The sequence below is a fragment of the Arminella tubonensis genome (assembly GCF_003240585.1).
Taxonomy (GTDB): Bacteria; Pseudomonadota; Alphaproteobacteria; order Rhizobiales; family Rhizobiaceae; genus Rhizobium; species Rhizobium tubonense.
This window is the reverse complement of record NZ_PCDP01000076.1, coordinates 73,675-90,237: the sequence shown is the minus strand read 5'-3', so window position 1 is coordinate 90,237 and position 16,563 is coordinate 73,675. Positions and strand designations below refer to the sequence as shown.

The window sequence follows — 16,563 nt, the reverse complement described above, 5'->3', positions numbered from 1 at the left end:
ATGATAACCTTTTGGACCGGAGCGCTGGCACTTACGCTCGTTCTTTATGTAGTGCTCGATGGATTCGACTTAGGCGTGGGAATGCTATTTGGGCTGTCTCGCGACGAGCAGCACAAGCGCCAGATGTTGAATTCTATATCGCCGGTCTGGGATGGCAATGAAACATGGCTTGTTTTAACCGCGTCGATCCTTTTCGGCGCCTTCCCCATGGTATATTCACTGGTCCTTAGTGCGTTTTACCTTCCAATTTTCCTGATGCTCGCCGCTCTCATTTTTCGTGGCGTTGCATTTGAGTTCCGTGAAAAGAGCCTCAACCGACGGTGGTTCTGGGATGCCGGGTTTTCGCTGGGATCGTTTGTAGCCTCCTTCGTACAGGGCGCCGCTGTCGGTGCTCTAGTCGAGGGCATTCCTAACTCGGCGGGGCGCTTTACCGGCTCTGCGTTTGGTTGGTTAACGCCATTTTCTATCCTTTGTGGAATGGGCCTATGCCTTGGATACTGTCTGCTCGGCGCTTCTTGGATAGTGAAAAAATCTGAAGGGGAATTGCACGATATTGCTCACAGATATGTTCCAAGGATCTTGATGGGTGTCCTTTTGTTCTTGGCTGTGGCATTTGTCGCGTCGCTGCTGATCGATTTGCCGGTAATGTCGCGATGGACAGATCGGCCTGTGTTAGTCCTCTTTCCGCTTATTGGGGTCCTTGCATGTAGTTTGATCGCGTACGGGATTCGGAGCAACCGCGATCGTCTTCCATTCTTTGGAACTGTTTTGTTGTTCCTGTCTGCGTTCGGGACTTTGGCGGCATCGTTTCTTCCGTACATGGTTCCATTTTCAATCACGATCCAGCAAGCAGCAGCTCCACACGCAAGCCTGTCCTTCATGTTCTGGGGCGCTGGTGTATTCGTTCTGCCCCTAACCCTGGTCTACACGTTCGCGGTTTACTGGTTGTTCAAAGGGAAAACCCACCCTGACGAGAGCTACCACTAGCACACAGGCTAGTGTGGAATGGATCACGACGAAACCGGAGCACACGATGGATTTTGACAGGTTCTTCCAAAGCCAGCTTCAGCGCCTGCATGACGACGGCAGCTATCGTGTATTTGCGGATCTCGAGCGCAAGCAAGGTCTTTATCCGCTTGCGACCAGGCATGCGGCGAATGGGTCAAACGATGTTACCGTCTGGTGTTCGAATGACTATCTCGGCATGGGACAGCACCCAAAGGTACTTGCCGCGATGAAAGCGGCAATCGAGTGCTGCGGCGCTGGCTCTGGAGGGACCCGGAATATATCAGGCACGAGCCATTATCACGTAGCTCTCGAACGTGAATTGGCCGAGTTGCACGGCAAGGATTCGGCGCTTCTCTTCACATCAGGTTACGTCGCGAATTGGGCGACACTCGGAACGCTTGGCGCACGGATCCCCGGCTTGATCATCTTCTCGGATGCCTCGAACCACGCCTCGATGATCGAGGGCATTCGGTACGCGGGATGTGCAAAGGCTATCTGGCGACACAACGATCTGCGCGATCTGGAAGCTAAACTTGCGGCCGCCAATCCGACGAGCCCAAAGCTGATTGCGTTTGAATCCGTCTACTCCATGGATGGAGACATCGCGCCCATCAAGGAAATCTGCGACCTCGCCGACAAATACGGAGCTATGACCTATCTCGACGAAGTTCATGCGGTCGGTGTCTATGGACCTCGTGGCGGCGGCATCGCCGAGCGCGAGGGCCTGATGGAGCGTCTGACAGTCATCGAAGGCACGTTGGCAAAAGCCTTTGGCGTGATGGGCGGATACATTGCCGCATCTCGTCAACTTTGCGACTTCGTCCGCTCCTTTGCGTCTGGCTTTATCTTCACCACATCGCTGCCGCCTTCTCTGGCAGCTGGTGCGATAGCGTCCATACAGCATCTGAAGACAAATAGCTCGGAGCGCGTTCGACACCAGGAAAGCGTGCGCAGAATCCGGGTTCAACTAAACAGGTATGGCCTGCCACACTTGGAAAATCCGAGCCATATAGTACCATTCATAGTCGGCGATGCAGCCAAATGCAAATGGATCTCAGATATTCTTCTAGAGGATTTCCACGTGTACCTTCAGCCGATCAACTATCCCACGGTGCCCAAAGGTACCGAGCGTCTTCGCATAACGCCAAACCCCACCCACAGCGAAGCCGACATTACTCATTTGGTCAATGCGTTGAGATCGCTTTGGTCAAATTGTGCGCTTGCCCGCGGCGTCGCATAATCGGGTTTCTGCCCGGGTAATGATGAACAAATCAGAATTCGAGATTGTATAGAGTATCCGAAAAATAGATTTCGCCTGAGTCGACAATATTATTGCGATCAGCGATTGGCGTAGCTGCTGCATTTGGAGGTATATTGCCTTCATGTTCGAGGGAAATGGGAAACCGCTCTCCCGCTCCAGGTTATCACCATCTTAACTGAAGATATCATTGATCCGGGCGACCGCCATGTCGCCCGGATGGCACCTCTGCAGGCCAGCAAAACCTTCCAATAGTGGAATTGGGTGCGCCGTGGTTGTGCGCCCTGGTCTGGCAAGCAGGAACGCTTCACCTGCGCCCTTATTACTAGAGCGGGCCAGCGGCACGTCGACGAAACTCAGGCAAGGAGACCACGGCTATCGAACGTTCGGCTTCTTAGGTGGGCGATAAAATTTACTGATGTCTAGTTGAGGCCAGCCATCTTAATATCCCTTACAATGTCGGTACCATAGTGATCAACAAAATCACGGATCGACTGGCGAATTCTTTCGAGGGAGAAACCAGACCTCCAACTGGCTGGATCTTGCACGATTTTGTTTTTCCAGAAATCGAAATCGTGATCGATTGATATTTGGTCGTTTGAGGCACTCATGTCCACGACGAGCACCAACTTATCCGGTTTGCCAGCTGAATCGGCGGGTGACCAGCCAATTAGAAATGGCCCCTCGCCATCAAATACCGCGTGTTGCCTTGCTGAATATGCCATAGCAGTGGAAGCGGCCCCCAAAACATAGTGATTGAGAACGAAGTCGCAGTCGTCCCGCTTTGCTTCGTCGGCGTTCGGGTCGTCCAGGGGCCAGATGGTTATCATCTGATCGTCAATGCGGTAGGGCGACTCACGTGAGGGGTCGAAATGCTGAACAAAGGATTTGCAGACCATCATAAGCTTGCCAATGTTCGCGGAAGTCGGTCGAGACTTAAGCGCGACGATGCCATAGGCGCCCACACCCTTCGGCGGGATTTCCCGCTCTCTTAGGTATTCGCGAACCGGATGTAAAATTTCAGATGGGCTTGGAGACGCGCTGCTTTCACTGCCAACTCCAGCTCCACCTTCTGAACAGCAGTCACCAGACCCGCCTTCATTGTTTCCATACTGAATTACTCCATCGTTTCCACTATTTTGATAGTCTTGGCCCGGAGATAAAGTTGGGAAATCGGTATCAGGAGCGTCGTCTGGCGCGGTTACTGGAGCGCAACTGCTGTCAACGGGGCTACACTCCGTGTTACGGGTCAATGCGTGGTCATCGATGCAATCGGCATCAACGGAGTCATCACAGGCTAATGCGGTGGAGGCCATAGTTCCAAGGATACAAAGTACAGCCAGGGCAAATCTCATGATCTCCTCCTTTGACCCCGCATTTTTTTTACTTTTGGCGTTCTGATTGCTGAAACCAGTGCGCTTACAACATTCGCAACCAGCAGCGATCCGATTATCAAAATCGCGGTTCCACCGTCGCTGCGCGGCCTGATCCAGTATATAAGCGCGATGCCTATTATTAAGCCGATACCGCTGCTTATTGTGGCCTTTGCAAGCATGGCACACCCCGGCAATTCTAACGAATAGACCCCACTCAATTTTGCAACTTCTTTTGTCTTTACGCAAGTAGACTACTTAAAGGCGTGGTTGAACAACATCTGGCTTTGCAACGTTATTCGATAACGTCTTGATTTCCGCAAACAATTACCGGACGGCCGTTTCAAAACTAGGTGCAAAGATGTTCGCGTACCACCTTGTCAAAGTTGGACGGATTTTACTGCGTCGACATTTCGCATCAAAGCGCCATGCTCACGCCCTGAGTGTCCGGAGAAAGGGCCGGAGACATTGGCAAGCGTCCCGACAGTGGCAAATAATTGACCGTCGCGCCGATACGCAAGATTGCCCGAGGGGGAACTCAAATTCTCATTTCAGCGACCGACCGGCAGCTCCCTCCAGAAATTGGTGTACTGCAGAAACAACGACGGAACCCTCTCCTACCGCCGACGCCACCCTTTTGACTGACCCGCTGCGAACATCGCCGACCGCATAAACTCCGTCCTTGGACGTGGAGTAAGGCGTCAGCGTTGAGCCATAGGTTGTTGCACCAGTGTTAACAAATCCATGCCTATCAAGATCCAAGCATCCGTTGAGCCAGTCGGTGTTCGGTGCAGCACCTATCATGACAAAAAGACTTGTTACCGCCAATTCCCGAGAGACGCCGTCCTTCTTGTCTACCCAGGTCACACCTTCCAATGTCTTTTCTCCGTGCAACGCTACAATCTCGCTTTGCTGATGTAGTGTTATCCGCGATGAACTTTCAATTCTTTGAGCGAGATAGTCAGACATTGAGGCGGCGATCCCGCTACGCATGAGCATGTGCACGTGCTTGACGGTCCGGGACAAGAAGACAGCCGCCTGCCCCGCAGAGTTTCCACCGCCGACTATGACGATCTCCTCATCCGCGCAGACCTGCGATTCAATCGCCGTGGCTGCGTAGAAAATGCCGTGTCCCTCAAACTTGTCGTAGTTCAACACATCAAGTTTCCGGTACCTGGCACCAGTCGCCACCACCACCGCCCGAGCTTCCAATGATGTCTTGTCATCAAGAACAAGACGATACGGATAGGCCGAGCAATCAAGAGCGATGACTTGCCTGGATACGGATAGTCTGGCGCCGAACTTTTGTGCCTGGATGTGAGCGCGACCTGCGAGAGCCTGCCCGGATATTCCAGTCGGAAAACCCAGGTAGTTCTCGATCTTAGACGAAGTTCCCGCCTGCCCCCCCGGCGCAAGGGTTTCCAGGACAATCGTATTCAAGGCCTCTGAAGCGCCATACACTGCAGCCGCGAGGCCAGCGGGTCCGGCTCCAACCACAGCTAAATCATAGATTATACCCGCTTTCGGCGGCTCACTGAAGCCGAGCGCGTCTGCCAACTCAGAGTTGGAAGGATTCCGAAACACTATATCGTCTTGCGTGATGACGACAGGCAGTTCATCGAACGTAACACCAAGCCTTCGTAGTAACTCCATAATGGTGCTGTCGGTTGACGGGTCGACAACCTCGATAGGATATAAATTCCGACTGAGAAAGCTTTGCAAGCGCAGCAGGTCGGCATCGTGGCGGTTGCCAATCAATCCCACCCCACCCTGTGAGTGACGCACAAAGCCCGCTCTTCGTAAAATAAACGCACGCACGATTATTTCACCGATGTCAGACTCACCAGAGATCAGCTTGTGAAACATATTATGCGGTACGCGCAATATGCGTGACCCGGCCTTAGCAAAAGCCGAAAACAGGATTTCACGACGGGTGAAAAGATTCTGTTCTCCCGTAAATTGCCCTTTGCGATAGGCGAACATCAGAGTTCGGCCACCCCTTATGGTGTCCGCAAATATCTCGACCTCTCCCTCCAGCACGATGCAAAAATCGACATCTCGTTCTCCCCGCTCGAAAAGATATTGCTCCTCGGCGAGCTGCTGCACGCTACCATAGTGGTATGCTCTTAAGAGCATCTCCTCCGAGAGCTGTGGAAATGTCTGCGCTTCCCGGAGCCAAGGATCCGTCGGATCGATCGTTGTTAGTGGCATTTGCTTTTCCAAATTGTCAATTAAGGCCATGGACGCCGTTCTGCCCGGGACCTTTGTCCTATCACTTCGAGGCAGCAGTCGAGGAATTGTAATCGGCGGTGTCGACGTAAGACTCGACGGACATTCCTGGGGTAAGGCGATCGCTGAGCGGCTGTCCCGGGTCTATCAGAATTCGAACGGAAATCCGTTGAGGGATCTTGGTGAAATTCCCGATGGCATTGTCAGTTCGCAACACCGAAAACTCCGAACCCGTCGCCGGTGACAATCTCTCCACAGTTCCGGTGAAGCGTGCATGGTCAAGTGCATCGACGTAGAACCAGGCTCGCTGGCCCGCTCGAATGTGAGCTGTCTGCGCCTCCTTGTAGTTGGCAATGACCCACCGGACACCTGGCACTAGAAACATCAACTCTGTGCCATCCGTCACGTATTGCCCGGTCCGAGCTCCAACGTCACTGAGCCTGCCAGCATCGGGTGCCACTATTGTCGTATATCCCAAGTTGATGTTTGCCAATTGAAGCTGAGCAGTTGCGCTCTCCACCTGAGATTTCAGTGCGCTGGCGTTAACCTGTGCCGACGTGACAGCTTGTTCAGCGCTATCGTTTCCCGCGATCGCTTCTGCCACCGCAGCCTTTGCGGAATCTTCAGCGGCACGGGCTGAATCCAAGGAGCTAACCGAAACAGAGCCCTTTTCGACAAGTTCGTTTGCTCTAGTCAGGTCGGCCTGGGTCTTAACAAGCTGCGCTTTGGCACTTTCGATCTGTGCCTTGGTTGTCGCCACTTCGGCTTGCCGTTGAGCGACCAGTTGAACATTGTTCGCAAGGTTTGAGGACGCGACGTCAACATTTGCTTGCGCTTCGGCGACCTGCTGCCGGTAAATGCTCTCATCTATCTGAAGCAGGGTCTGTCCCTGTGCCACTTGGTCGTAGTCCTGCACGGCGATGTTTTTGATGTAGCCGCTGACTTGCGGACTGATCACCGTCGTCTTCCCGCGGATATACGCGTTCTCCGTGCTTTCGACCAACGTCGAGAACGGTGGCAAATGCCATGCTGCCAAAATGGACAGTGTTCCTGCAATTGCCAAAGCGAAGACCAGCAGCAGCGTCACAATGCTTGGTAGCGGAGGATGCCAGGCAGTCGGCGGTTCAACGGTCTTTACCGCCGGAGCGATATGATCCAGATTAGTCATTGCAAGACCTTTCGAGCTCGTATGGATGTCAACCAACCGTGAGCAATTACAATCATTAGAAAGAGGGTGGCGAAGCCAGCGAGACCTGAAATCAGCAAGAAAACGTCGTTGTAGGCGGCGACCTGCGCCTGGAGGAGTGCCTGCCGCCCAAGCTGCGAAATACCTTCCGCATAGCGGAGCGTCGAGTCGTGCAGGACGGCAAAATATTGATTGCTGAAGCTTGTCACTTCGCCCGATACCAACGGGTATTGCTCACTGAGTTGGGCTGCGAATTCGTCTATATGGTATTGCTGGCGCACCAGCACAGCCGTTTGGACGAAAGCGAGGCCAATCAGTGTGCCCATTGATTGCGTGATGCCAAAAAGCGCAATGAAGCTCGCCATTTTAGAACCACCCTCGGCCAACACCTCATTCAGGCCAAACACGAACGACGGTCCAATAAATACGGTGGCGGCGAACGCTATCAGAACCTGTGTCACCATTAGCTCCGGAGCACGCGTCAATATGCTGGAGAATGAGTCTATGAAAGATCCGAGACCGACCAAGGTAACGGCCATCATTACCAGCGGCGTTAGCCGCGTCGGGCCAACCGCCAGAGCGCCGACCGCCAATCCGGCAATGGCAGCAAGGAATATCGCCAATGACAACGGACGGATGTCGTCGTTGGTTAACCCGAAGTTCCTCAAAAATCCGATCGCTCCAATCGTCTGTTCGGAGAACACTATTCGAGCGACGATCGTTACCAGCGCAAATCGGAGCAACACGAATTTACTAAGCCATCGGACGTCGATCAATGGGCGAGCCCGTAGATATTCAATGGTGATGGCAATTGCCATCAAGGGAGCAGATATCGCTAGGAAAAGCCCAATCCAGGCCTTGTTGGTCCACCAAAAATAGCTTCCCATGCCGATGGCGGATCCGAACAGGGCGATTGAGCTTGCGTAGAAGGCGAAAGTGACTGCATCCAATTTCTCAAACGCGTTCACCCTTTTGTTCGGAGGCAACCGAACGAACATGACCGCTGCCAAAGCTAACAACGAGAGGCCCAGCTCGAACAGGTAGATTCCTCGCCAATTATTGATCGCCAGGACATCCACCGGAAACAATCTGGCAAGCGGCAGCGCCAATTGCGGCAGGCCGATCCCAAGCACGACAGCCCGCTGGCGGTGTTTCAACGGCAGCGCTTGGTTCATGTAAAACACGCCGAGCACCGTTAGTGCAGAACCCGAAATGCCACTAGCGGCTCGTACCGCGATTGCACTTGCAAGACTGTCGACAAACAAGTGAGCAAACACTATCGACGCATACAAGATCAGGAAGACGATGCAAAACGAACGTATACCAAATTGCTGTCTGTACTTGATCAGCACAAAACCGGTCATTGCGCTGGTAATGAGATAGACCGTCGGCAGCCATGCTATTTCGGAGATGTCTAGCCCGAGCGAACCCTGAAGGTACGGCAGATTTGCAACTACCAAAGCGTTGCCAAGTCCACCTGTGATACTAACCAGTACGCTCGTGAGGGCGTAGAGGACCCGACGATGCGGTGGGTGCGACGGCGACGGCGGTGCACCAGGTATTACGCCTCGTTCCGCCGGTGAGAAATTCCAACTTTGGTCTTCGTAAAATTGGAGACGCTCTTCCGATTTGTTGCGGAACGCTCCCAATAGTCGTTGCAACCAACTCATCGCCAACCCCTTCGTGCTGGCCTGTTCGGCCAAAGCGCGTCTAATGTCGGGGTACTCAGAATATTGGCTTGCATTTTTGGTCAGCGGCTCCCGTAATCACTCAAATCAAACTTTGCTTCGCGAGGTCGCTTGCGAATTCGCACTGATGATGGCGAGAACGATCGCGCAATCAGGAGAACGATGTAATCTTAGGACCGCGGTTCGTTTCGAGCTTGTCGCACACCATCGGATTTGGACATTCCGACGTAATTTTGCTGCGGTGGTCTGGGTAGAAACAGGTCGTAGCACTAGCTACTGCGATGCCAGTTCGTATTGAACATGGTCAGGCGAAATCGAATTCGAAGCAGGGTGAACCAGGCTGAAATTCGAATCCTTGATGACATCAGCGAGAATTGAGACCGCCACGCTTGAAGCAGATTTGGCGCCAGCGAACATGCCTGCGGGACCTTGAATCCGGTCCAGGGACCTCCCACTAAATCCCCTAGCTTGAAGGTCTCGTCGGCGACCTTCATGAGTGGATTTACTACCCATCGCAGCGATATAATAGGCGTCAGTTGCGAGTGCGGCCGGTAACAGGTTCTCCTCCCAGGCGTGATCATGGAACATAAAAACAATGGCAGTGAATTTATCCGCGATGAGCGGGGGTATGCTACCGGGATTTGTCAATTGGACAACCTCGGCCTGCATTTCAGCTGCGTAATCACGGGTTGCCAAGTCCGCTGACAACACCTTGACAAGTAGACCGGACAGTCGCGCAAGCTTGCAAAGCTGGACCGCAGCAGGGCCGCTTCCAGCGATTATCAAACGACGTCGAGGTGCGTAGCTCACTCTGAAAAATTCAGCCGGGCGGCCCGCTATGGACGGCATTTTTACCGGCATTTCTGCGGACAGTCGTTGCGCGAGCCGTTGATCAATCATCTGCAGGACTTCGGTGGCCTGACCGACATCGAAGCAGAGCTCGATCGCGCCACCACATGGTAGTTGGATATCGAAATATGGGGATCCCTTCCCGTAGCGCACAAGGCGGTTAGCTCCTTCGTGCAGAGCATCCAGCGCTTCCACAACAACTGCACGCTCTATGCATCCACCCGAGAGATAGCCGACGAACATACCGGTCTCAGAGACCGCCATTTGAGCGCCAAGGGGTCTTGGCGACGAGCCCTCAATGGCCACGAGCGTGACGATAACATATCGCACTTGCGCTTGAGCGCACTCAATAGCGAAGTCAAGAACATAGTCGTCGAACGGCTCCCAAGTGCCATCGGACCTTTTCATATACTACCTCAAAACAAAGCTTCAACTGGTCCGCCAAGGAGCCCAAGGTGATGAGATCGTCGGCTTAGGATCATTGATTACTGTCGATCCTACGAATATCCGACGCTCCCGCGAATTAAAGTCGGGCAGTGCTCAATTTTCCTGCGCAATATGCTGGAACAAGCACCACCACGCATCTATACATTGGTATGGCGATATCGCTCGTGCGATCGTGGATGCGGCCCGAGTGCCGGGCACAACGCCTCTGGATTGTATAAGCAGGCGCAATAGGGCCCGCTTATATTCAAAACAGCGGTTTGGGGGCTGATCGCTCAACGGGAAGGTACCAATACCTAAGTATAGGTCAGAATTGCTTTTGATCGCACTATCATACTGCCCATTGTAATCGGGGATGAAGGGATGAGGTCACTAAGTGCCGGTGCTTTGCTGAATAGAAGAGGCGAAGCAGGTTATGACTTGGCTTTGGCGACGATTTCAGCGATCCTTGCACTGACAGTCTTCTACGTCGATACATACACCAACATAGAGAGTGCAATCGCAGTATTATATGTGATTGTACTTTTGCTGTGCTCAGAAATACTGACGCGCCGGGGTTTGGTCGTTGCCGCCTCATTGTGTGCCGCACTCGCAATTGGTTCATACATTCATACGCACTTGTTGCATCCGGAACTGCAACCGTTTCTCCGCCTCGTGGTATCGATGGCGGCGCTGACAATCACCACGATTCTTTTGCTGCGAAATGAGGCTTTTCGCGGCGCGACCCTTTCCACCAACGCAGCGCTTCGCGACAGTGAGATGCGGTACAGATCTATTTTCAATAGGACGCGCGTGGCTCTGTGGGAGCGGGATTATTCTCGCGCCCGAACCTATTTGCTGGAACTGAAAAGCAAGGGTGTCGTTGACCTTAAACAATATTTTCGGGAGCATGCGGACGCTGTTGATTACTGCATAGGTCTGGTCACGACCGTGGCCTCAAACGATGCGGCCTATGAATTGCTTGGAGACATTGCGACCGACAGGTCATCTGGCTCGATGCGGCGGTTCATCGCCCCGGGAGATAAGACGTTCATAGATTTAATGGAAGCAATCTTTGAAGGCCGCGACCATTTTGAAGGCAAGGGTACTGTCACTGCCGAGTCCGGCGAAAGCAAGCTGGTCCTCCTGAGCATCGGCTTTCCGGAGGACCCTGCCGCGTTCAATCGCGTCATCGTTGGAATGATCGATATTACACAGCGCGAGCAGACGCAAACAACGTTGCTTGAAGCACGCGCCGAGCTTACCCGTGCGTCGCGAGCGGCCGTCGTCGGAGCAATGTCTGCATCACTGGCTCACGAGTTGAACCAGCCCTTAGGTGCAATTGTCGTAAATTCGCAAACCCTCTTGCGATGGCTCGACCGTGATCCTCCAGATCTGGGCGCGGTAAGGCGAACAGTGGATCGCCTGATCAGAGACAGTGAACGAGCAAGACTGATCATCCAGAACACACGTAGTTTGCTGACTCAGGCCGATTGCAAAATGGAGTGGATTGATCTCACCAAGCTGGTGGAGGAGACACGCGCTTTGATGGAGCATGATCTGCAGCGCGACTTTGTTATGGTCGACGTATCAGAGCAAAACGAGATCCCAAAGGTCAGGGCTGTACGCATAGAGCTTCAACAGGTTCTTATCAACCTTATGACGAATTCGATCCAGGCTATGGCTGCAGAGCAGTCATTCCCGCGAAAATTGACGATTTCACTTGGAAGTAATGCGGATGGCGACGCCGTGATTGCTGTCCAAGATAACGGCCCAGGCATCACGGAGCAAGCGGCTCCCAGGCTTTTCTCACCATTTTACACAACGAAGGTCTCCGGAATGGGAATGGGGCTCTCAATTTGCAAGAGCACGCTTGAGGCAAGAGGCGGACAGCTGATTGGTTATAACCACCCTGATCGCGGCGCGATATTCGAGATCACGATACCGATTGAGGCCCCACATGTTTGAGCGAAAACCCGTAGTACCAAAGCCCGCACACCAGTCTCCGATTGTCTACGTCATTGACGATGATCTATCCATGCGGGAGTCGCTGGTAGATCTGTTCAAATCACTGAGAATGGAAGCGTCCGGCTTCGAACATGCCAATGAATTTCTCAAAAACGTTGACCACGGTCGTCCTGGTTGCATTCTCCTTGATGTCAGATTGCCGGGACTAAGTGGCTTGGATTTCCAAAATCAACTCGAAGCCATGGGAAACAGGTTGCCTGTGGTTTTCATGACAGGTTTTGGCGATATCCCCATGAGCGTCCGTGCGATGAAAGCTGGCGCGGTTGATTTCTTGACGAAACCATTTCGCGACCAGGACGTTCTCGATGCTGTTGCAGCCGCTATTGAAAAAGATGGGATGTTAAGACGTGAATCCGCAGCGAGTGATGCTGTCAATTCTTTGGTTGGGACGCTGACGCCGCGCGAGCTCGAAGTCATGAAGGCAGTCGTAAAAGGGTTGATGAACAAGCAAATCGCCTTCGACCTCGGGATCAGTGAGATCACGGTCAAGCTGCATCGAGGGAACGTAATGCGAAAGATGCAAGCTCGGTCGGTGGCGGATCTCGTACGTATGGTCGAAGCGGTTACAACGCGATGACAAGAACCTACACTCGCGTATGGTATCGCTCCACCAACTAAACTCGCATACTGCACCATCTAACGAAACTCATTTACGCCAAGGTCAATGGATTTTGCCCCAAACGTTCACAATAGCAATCGTCGACGACGATTACGCCATCCGGGAAGCGCTCGATGACCTCGTTCAATCTTGCGGCTATCAGAGTGAGCTTTTCACGTCGGCGGAGCACTTTCTTGCTTATAAAAATCAGGCTGTGATTGACTGCATGCTAGTGGACGTAAAGATGCCTGGGATGAACGGTCTGGAACTTCAGACCGAGCTCAACAAGATGCCCCGCAAACCTCCGATGATATTTATGACATCTTACGAGGATGAACGCACCAGATCTGCAGCAATGGACGGGGGGGCTTTCGCCATTTTTGGCAAACCAGTGAACATCAACAAGCTCATCGATTGTCTAGAGCAGGCTCTCGCCGTACATTTCTAGAGTAACGATTGTCGGCGAGGCCCGATGAGCGCTGGCTGGACGTGCATGTACCGATGTCAGCGCCCGACCTTCCTGCTGACGCCCACAGTTGATCTCATCTAAAATCCTGACAGCTGGCATGACCGTCTCGTCGCAGCGAAAAAATGGAGCTGTAGAAGCTAGACGCACGACAGGCGATGGAGAGGGCCTACACGTTCGTATGATTACATCGCATGTTGGATGGCAATACTGTGAGAGCTTTCACGGAGGTTCCCATGAACATCGATTTTGACCAACCATTTTCTGAGACCTGCAATGCTGATGTGTACATACCATCTTCGCCCGCAATTGGGGGCGTCTTGCTTCTCCATGGTGGTGGTTGGTTCAAAGGTGACAAATCAGATCAACGCCTTCTTGCGGAGCGCCTTCGTTGTGAAGGGTTTCTAGTTTGCGCCGCTAACTACCGCCTGGCACCGGCACACCCATTTCCGCAGAGCAGAGATGACGCGCTGGCCGCCCTCCAGTGGCTAAAGGATTCATCGTACGAATTTGATCGTGATCGCCTCGTTATTTGGGGCAACGCTGTGGGTGGAAATCTCGCCGTCGAGGTTGCCTTGACCAGCGGATATCCGGCAGTGAGCTGGTCGGGCATCCTCGATATAAAAGGCTTCATGGAGCAATCGAGCGCAATTGCACACGAAGACTACGACCATGATTTTACCCATGCCAATCTAGCCGTATCGGACCAACACGGGCGCAACGATGCTTATGTTCGCTGGGCAATTCTCCAGCTAATCGGAAACGATATGAGCCGCCTGGCCGAAATCACGCCCATTGGAAGGGTTACCTCGCGGTCCGGCGGTATCCTGATGGTCAATTCGCTGGACGAGATCATCCCAGCGGATGGCGCATTGCATATGCAGAACTCGCTAATGAAGTCAGGCGTCCCGTCCACAGTCCATTTGCTTGCGGGAAGTGCCCACGGCCTGGGTTATATGCACGAAGTTCTAGCAATATCCACAGACTACGCCAAACGAGCATGGCCTTTGGCAAGGATAGTCAGAAAATTCGCGGATGCTGACGCTAGTTCACTGCCCTTAATCCTTTAGAACAGTCTACATTGGAACTGTGCAAGGTCACCACGTAATTTGCTCGGCCTCCTTGAAGAGGCTCGAGCCTCCCGCTAAGTGTCACAAGCGCCATCCGAGAAGTAAGCGATGTGCCAATCACACCTTGGCGAGAGAGTTCCGAATTCCGTGTAAGTGGGGCTGAAGCGGGTACCATAATTACGTAGCGATATCCTCAAGGGTCAAGGTTTTGCAAACGGAAACTGGAAGGGCTGATACCGAACGTCCTTTTGAAAGCGATACTGAACGCTGTGTCAGAGCTGTAGCCAACTGAATACGCGACATCTGCGATAGAATGATGTTCTCGTTTCAAAGATGCAGCAGCCACCATCATGCGCCAATACGTCAGGTAGTCGAGCGGCGCTCTTCCGACACGTTCCTTGAACTTCAGCGAGAAGGCCGTCCGCGACATTCCCACCGCTTGCGCCAGAAGATCGACAGTCCAGCGTCGGCTTACATCGCCATGCATCAATGATAACGACGCTGCGATCTTCGGGTCTGTCATGGCCGCGAGCCATCCTTGAACGAAGTCTCCTTTGGCTATGTAGGCCCGGATGATGTGGACCAGAACGAGATTGGCAAGGCTGGACGCCGCAATGAAAGTCCCAGGAGCACCGCGTCCGTTGCTTTCGAAGCTTAACAATGGCAGCAACGCTTCAAGCGGTTCACTTCCAAGACTCCCCTTCGAGATGTGAACAATCGGCGGCAGAAAGCTTAACAGACCCGCTACCCGATCATCTGCAAAAGAGAATCTTCCCGCCGCTGCTACGGTGAGTTTGCCAGCGTCCCCATAACGAACGATACCGTCGGAACCGATGTGTTCATTGAAGATTGAAACTCCATCCATAGGCTCAAGGCCGGGATCGGACGCAACGCTGTAAGACTTGCCATTGGTCAAAAGGTAGAAGTCACCAGCCTCCAGACGAATCGGCTTCTCTTCGTCGACCCAGACCCACCGGCTTCCTTCGATGACGGTGCCAAACTTCATGTGCCGATATGTGGGATAACGGATCGCGTGTGGCCCGCGCGTTTCAAGGCGAGACGACAGGACGCTATCGATCCTCAGAAGTCTTAGAATGTCAGACAAAGGGTCCAAATCTGAACGCTCACAAAGATTTTATGGAGTTTAGCTTATAGCGAGAGCAGCCAGAAGAGACCATACCACTAGCGTAGGAACAATTGGAGCATCGAGATGCACTACGCCAAACTTGGTAATACGGGTGTCTTCATGTCACGCTTCTGCTTAGGCGCTATGACCTTTGGTGGAGCAGACAACCCGGCAGGCAACGCCATCGGAAGACTGGGTCAATCAGAGACGGACGCTATCGTCGGCCAAGCCCTCGACGCAGGAATCAATTTTGTTGACACCGCAGACGTCTACGGCAGTGGAGGCTCGGAAACACTTCTTGGCCAGGCATTGAAGCACCGACGTCACGATGTTGTTCTCGCCACCAAATTCAGCGGACGTGCTGGTGAAGGGCCAAATCAAGTTGGTCAATCTCGGCTCCATCTGATGAATTCGTTGGAGCAAAGCCTGACCCGTCTTCAGACCGACCATATTGACCTCTACCAGATACACAGTTTTGATCCATTCACACCACCAGAAGAAACGCTTGGGGCGCTGGATGACGCAGTGCACCAAGGAAAGGTGCGTTACATTGGCTGTTCAAATTTGGCCGCTTGGCAGTTGATGAAGGCACTCGCCCTATCAAACCGGGATAAGCTCGCATCCTTCGTTTCGGTACAATCCTTCTACTCGCTGGCGGGCCGCGATATTGAGAACGAACTCGTCCCTGCGATCACCGATGCGAATGTGGGCTTGCTGTGCTGGAGCCCTCTTGCTGGCGGCCTGTTGTCAGGGAAATTTGATCGTCATGGCGCTACAGACCCTTCTTCGCGCCGAGCCAAGATTCAGTTTCCTCCCGTCGATGAGACAAAAATATTCGATGTCATCGATGTTCTCAAACGTGTTGCCGAGAAACACGATGCAAGCCCCGCTCAGATTGCATTGGCTTGGCTGCTTTCACACCCATTTGTCACCAGCGTCATAGTTGGCATAAGACAACCGGAACAGTTGGCAGATAATCTCAAGGCCTTCGATATCGCATTGACGGACGATGATCTGCAGCATCTGGACGAGGTGAGCCGCTCCCCCGCCCGCTATCCCAGATGGATTCAAAGCTACAACGCCAAAGGCCGCGTGCCTCAGGGTTACGAGTTTGAAGGAGCAACTTGGTCGCTAGGCGAGCGTCCGGTCTAGTGTTTCCCTGCGAGAGATGCATCCCCGTCGAGATACGGAGACGTAAGAGGGTGAAGTAGTTGAAGGGCGCTACGGCGGCTATCCGCTATCTGGTGCATAGTTGCCGTCG

Annotated in this window: 13 protein-coding genes; 7 read left to right on the top strand and 6 right to left on the bottom strand. The window is 53.1% G+C overall.

Annotation, left to right across the window (positions count from 1 at the left end; genetic code table 11):
- Both cydB and hemA read left to right on the top strand, forming a co-directional pair.
- Positions 1-987, top strand: a complete 987-nt coding sequence (gene cydB / locus CPY51_RS30185) for a cytochrome d ubiquinol oxidase subunit II (protein WP_111164045.1) — start codon at positions 1-3, stop codon at positions 985-987.
- Between the two features lie 46 nt (positions 988-1,033).
- Positions 1,034-2,248, top strand: coding sequence for a 5-aminolevulinate synthase (gene hemA / locus CPY51_RS30180; RefSeq protein WP_111164044.1), 1,215 nt, complete (start codon positions 1,034-1,036; stop codon positions 2,246-2,248).
- 440 nt (positions 2,249-2,688) lie between these two features.
- Here hemA and CPY51_RS32405 read toward each other — a convergent pair whose 3' ends face one another.
- The 5 genes from CPY51_RS32405 to CPY51_RS30155 all read right to left on the bottom strand — a co-directional run bounded on the left by CPY51_RS32405 (position 2,689) and on the right by CPY51_RS30155 (position 9,999).
- Positions 2,689-3,621 (bottom strand): hypothetical protein, encoded by a 933-nt coding sequence (locus tag CPY51_RS32405; RefSeq protein WP_146260202.1) that lies wholly within the window; start codon positions 3,619-3,621, stop codon positions 2,689-2,691.
- Between the two features lie 564 nt (positions 3,622-4,185).
- Positions 4,186-5,880: an FAD-dependent oxidoreductase gene (locus tag CPY51_RS30170; RefSeq protein WP_244598834.1), complete on the bottom strand. Its 1,695-nt coding sequence runs from the start codon at positions 5,878-5,880 to the stop codon at positions 4,186-4,188.
- Between the two features lie 31 nt (positions 5,881-5,911).
- The gene (locus CPY51_RS30165) at positions 5,912-7,036 is read right to left on the bottom strand and encodes an HlyD family secretion protein (protein ID WP_111164041.1); all 1,125 of its coding nucleotides are present in this window, start codon (positions 7,034-7,036) and stop codon (positions 5,912-5,914) included.
- Positions 7,033-8,724 (bottom strand): MFS transporter, encoded by a 1,692-nt coding sequence (locus tag CPY51_RS30160; protein WP_146260201.1) that lies wholly within the window; start codon positions 8,722-8,724, stop codon positions 7,033-7,035. The genes CPY51_RS30165 and CPY51_RS30160 overlap by 4 nt, the downstream gene beginning before the upstream one ends.
- Before the next feature lie 291 nt (positions 8,725-9,015).
- Positions 9,016-9,999, bottom strand: coding sequence for an XdhC family protein (locus CPY51_RS30155; protein WP_111164039.1), 984 nt, complete (start codon positions 9,997-9,999; stop codon positions 9,016-9,018).
- Positions 10,000-10,398: 399 nt separating this feature from the next.
- Between CPY51_RS30155 and CPY51_RS30150 the strand changes: the two genes are divergently transcribed.
- The 4 genes from CPY51_RS30150 (at position 10,399) to CPY51_RS30135 (ending at position 14,176) form a co-directional block, all read left to right on the top strand.
- Positions 10,399-11,982 carry a sensor histidine kinase gene (locus CPY51_RS30150; RefSeq protein ID WP_111164038.1) on the top strand — a complete coding sequence of 528 codons (1,584 nt, stop codon included), beginning with the start codon at positions 10,399-10,401 and terminating at the stop codon, positions 11,980-11,982.
- Positions 11,975-12,619: a response regulator transcription factor gene (locus CPY51_RS30145; RefSeq protein ID WP_111164037.1), complete on the top strand. Its 645-nt coding sequence runs from the start codon at positions 11,975-11,977 to the stop codon at positions 12,617-12,619. The genes CPY51_RS30150 and CPY51_RS30145 overlap by 8 nt, the downstream gene beginning before the upstream one ends.
- Positions 12,620-12,713: 94 nt before the next feature.
- The gene (locus tag CPY51_RS30140) at positions 12,714-13,088 is read left to right on the top strand and encodes a response regulator transcription factor (RefSeq protein WP_111164036.1); all 375 of its coding nucleotides are present in this window, start codon (positions 12,714-12,716) and stop codon (positions 13,086-13,088) included.
- Between the two features lie 254 nt (positions 13,089-13,342).
- Entirely contained in the window at positions 13,343-14,176 is an 834-nt protein-coding gene (locus CPY51_RS30135) for an alpha/beta hydrolase fold domain-containing protein (RefSeq protein WP_195909655.1), read from the top strand.
- 193 nt (positions 14,177-14,369) lie between these two features.
- On the opposite strand, the gene CPY51_RS30130 is transcribed toward CPY51_RS30135, so the two are convergent.
- Positions 14,370-15,281, bottom strand: a complete 912-nt coding sequence (locus tag CPY51_RS30130) for an AraC family transcriptional regulator (RefSeq protein WP_195909654.1) — start codon at positions 15,279-15,281, stop codon at positions 14,370-14,372.
- Positions 15,282-15,386: 105 nt separating this feature from the next.
- On the opposite strand from CPY51_RS30130, the gene CPY51_RS30125 reads away from it, so the two are divergent.
- The gene (locus CPY51_RS30125; RefSeq protein ID WP_111164033.1) at positions 15,387-16,454 is read left to right on the top strand and encodes an aldo/keto reductase; all 1,068 of its coding nucleotides are present in this window, start codon (positions 15,387-15,389) and stop codon (positions 16,452-16,454) included.
- Positions 16,455-16,563 lie beyond the last annotated feature (109 nt).

Coding starts and splice junctions, on each gene's coding strand:
- CPY51_RS30125 (WP_111164033.1), top strand. CDS start 15,387: ATGCACTACGCCAAACTTGGTAATACGGGTGTCTTCATGTCACGCTTC.
- CPY51_RS30150 (WP_111164038.1), top strand. CDS start 10,399: ATGAGGTCACTAAGTGCCGGTGCTTTGCTGAATAGAAGAGGCGAAGCA.
- CPY51_RS30135 (WP_195909655.1), top strand. CDS start 13,343: ATGAACATCGATTTTGACCAACCATTTTCTGAGACCTGCAATGCTGAT.
- CPY51_RS30155 (WP_111164039.1), bottom strand. CDS start 9,999: ATGAAAAGGTCCGATGGCACTTGGGAGCCGTTCGACGACTATGTTCTT.
- cydB (WP_111164045.1), top strand. CDS start 1: ATGATAACCTTTTGGACCGGAGCGCTGGCACTTACGCTCGTTCTTTAT.
- CPY51_RS32405 (WP_146260202.1), bottom strand. CDS start 3,621: ATGAGATTTGCCCTGGCTGTACTTTGTATCCTTGGAACTATGGCCTCC.
- CPY51_RS30170 (WP_244598834.1), bottom strand. CDS start 5,880: ATGGCCTTAATTGACAATTTGGAAAAGCAAATGCCACTAACAACGATC.
- CPY51_RS30160 (WP_146260201.1), bottom strand. CDS start 8,724: ATGAGTTGGTTGCAACGACTATTGGGAGCGTTCCGCAACAAATCGGAA.
- CPY51_RS30165 (WP_111164041.1), bottom strand. CDS start 7,036: ATGACTAATCTGGATCATATCGCTCCGGCGGTAAAGACCGTTGAACCG.
- CPY51_RS30145 (WP_111164037.1), top strand. CDS start 11,975: ATGTTTGAGCGAAAACCCGTAGTACCAAAGCCCGCACACCAGTCTCCG.
- hemA (WP_111164044.1), top strand. CDS start 1,034: ATGGATTTTGACAGGTTCTTCCAAAGCCAGCTTCAGCGCCTGCATGAC.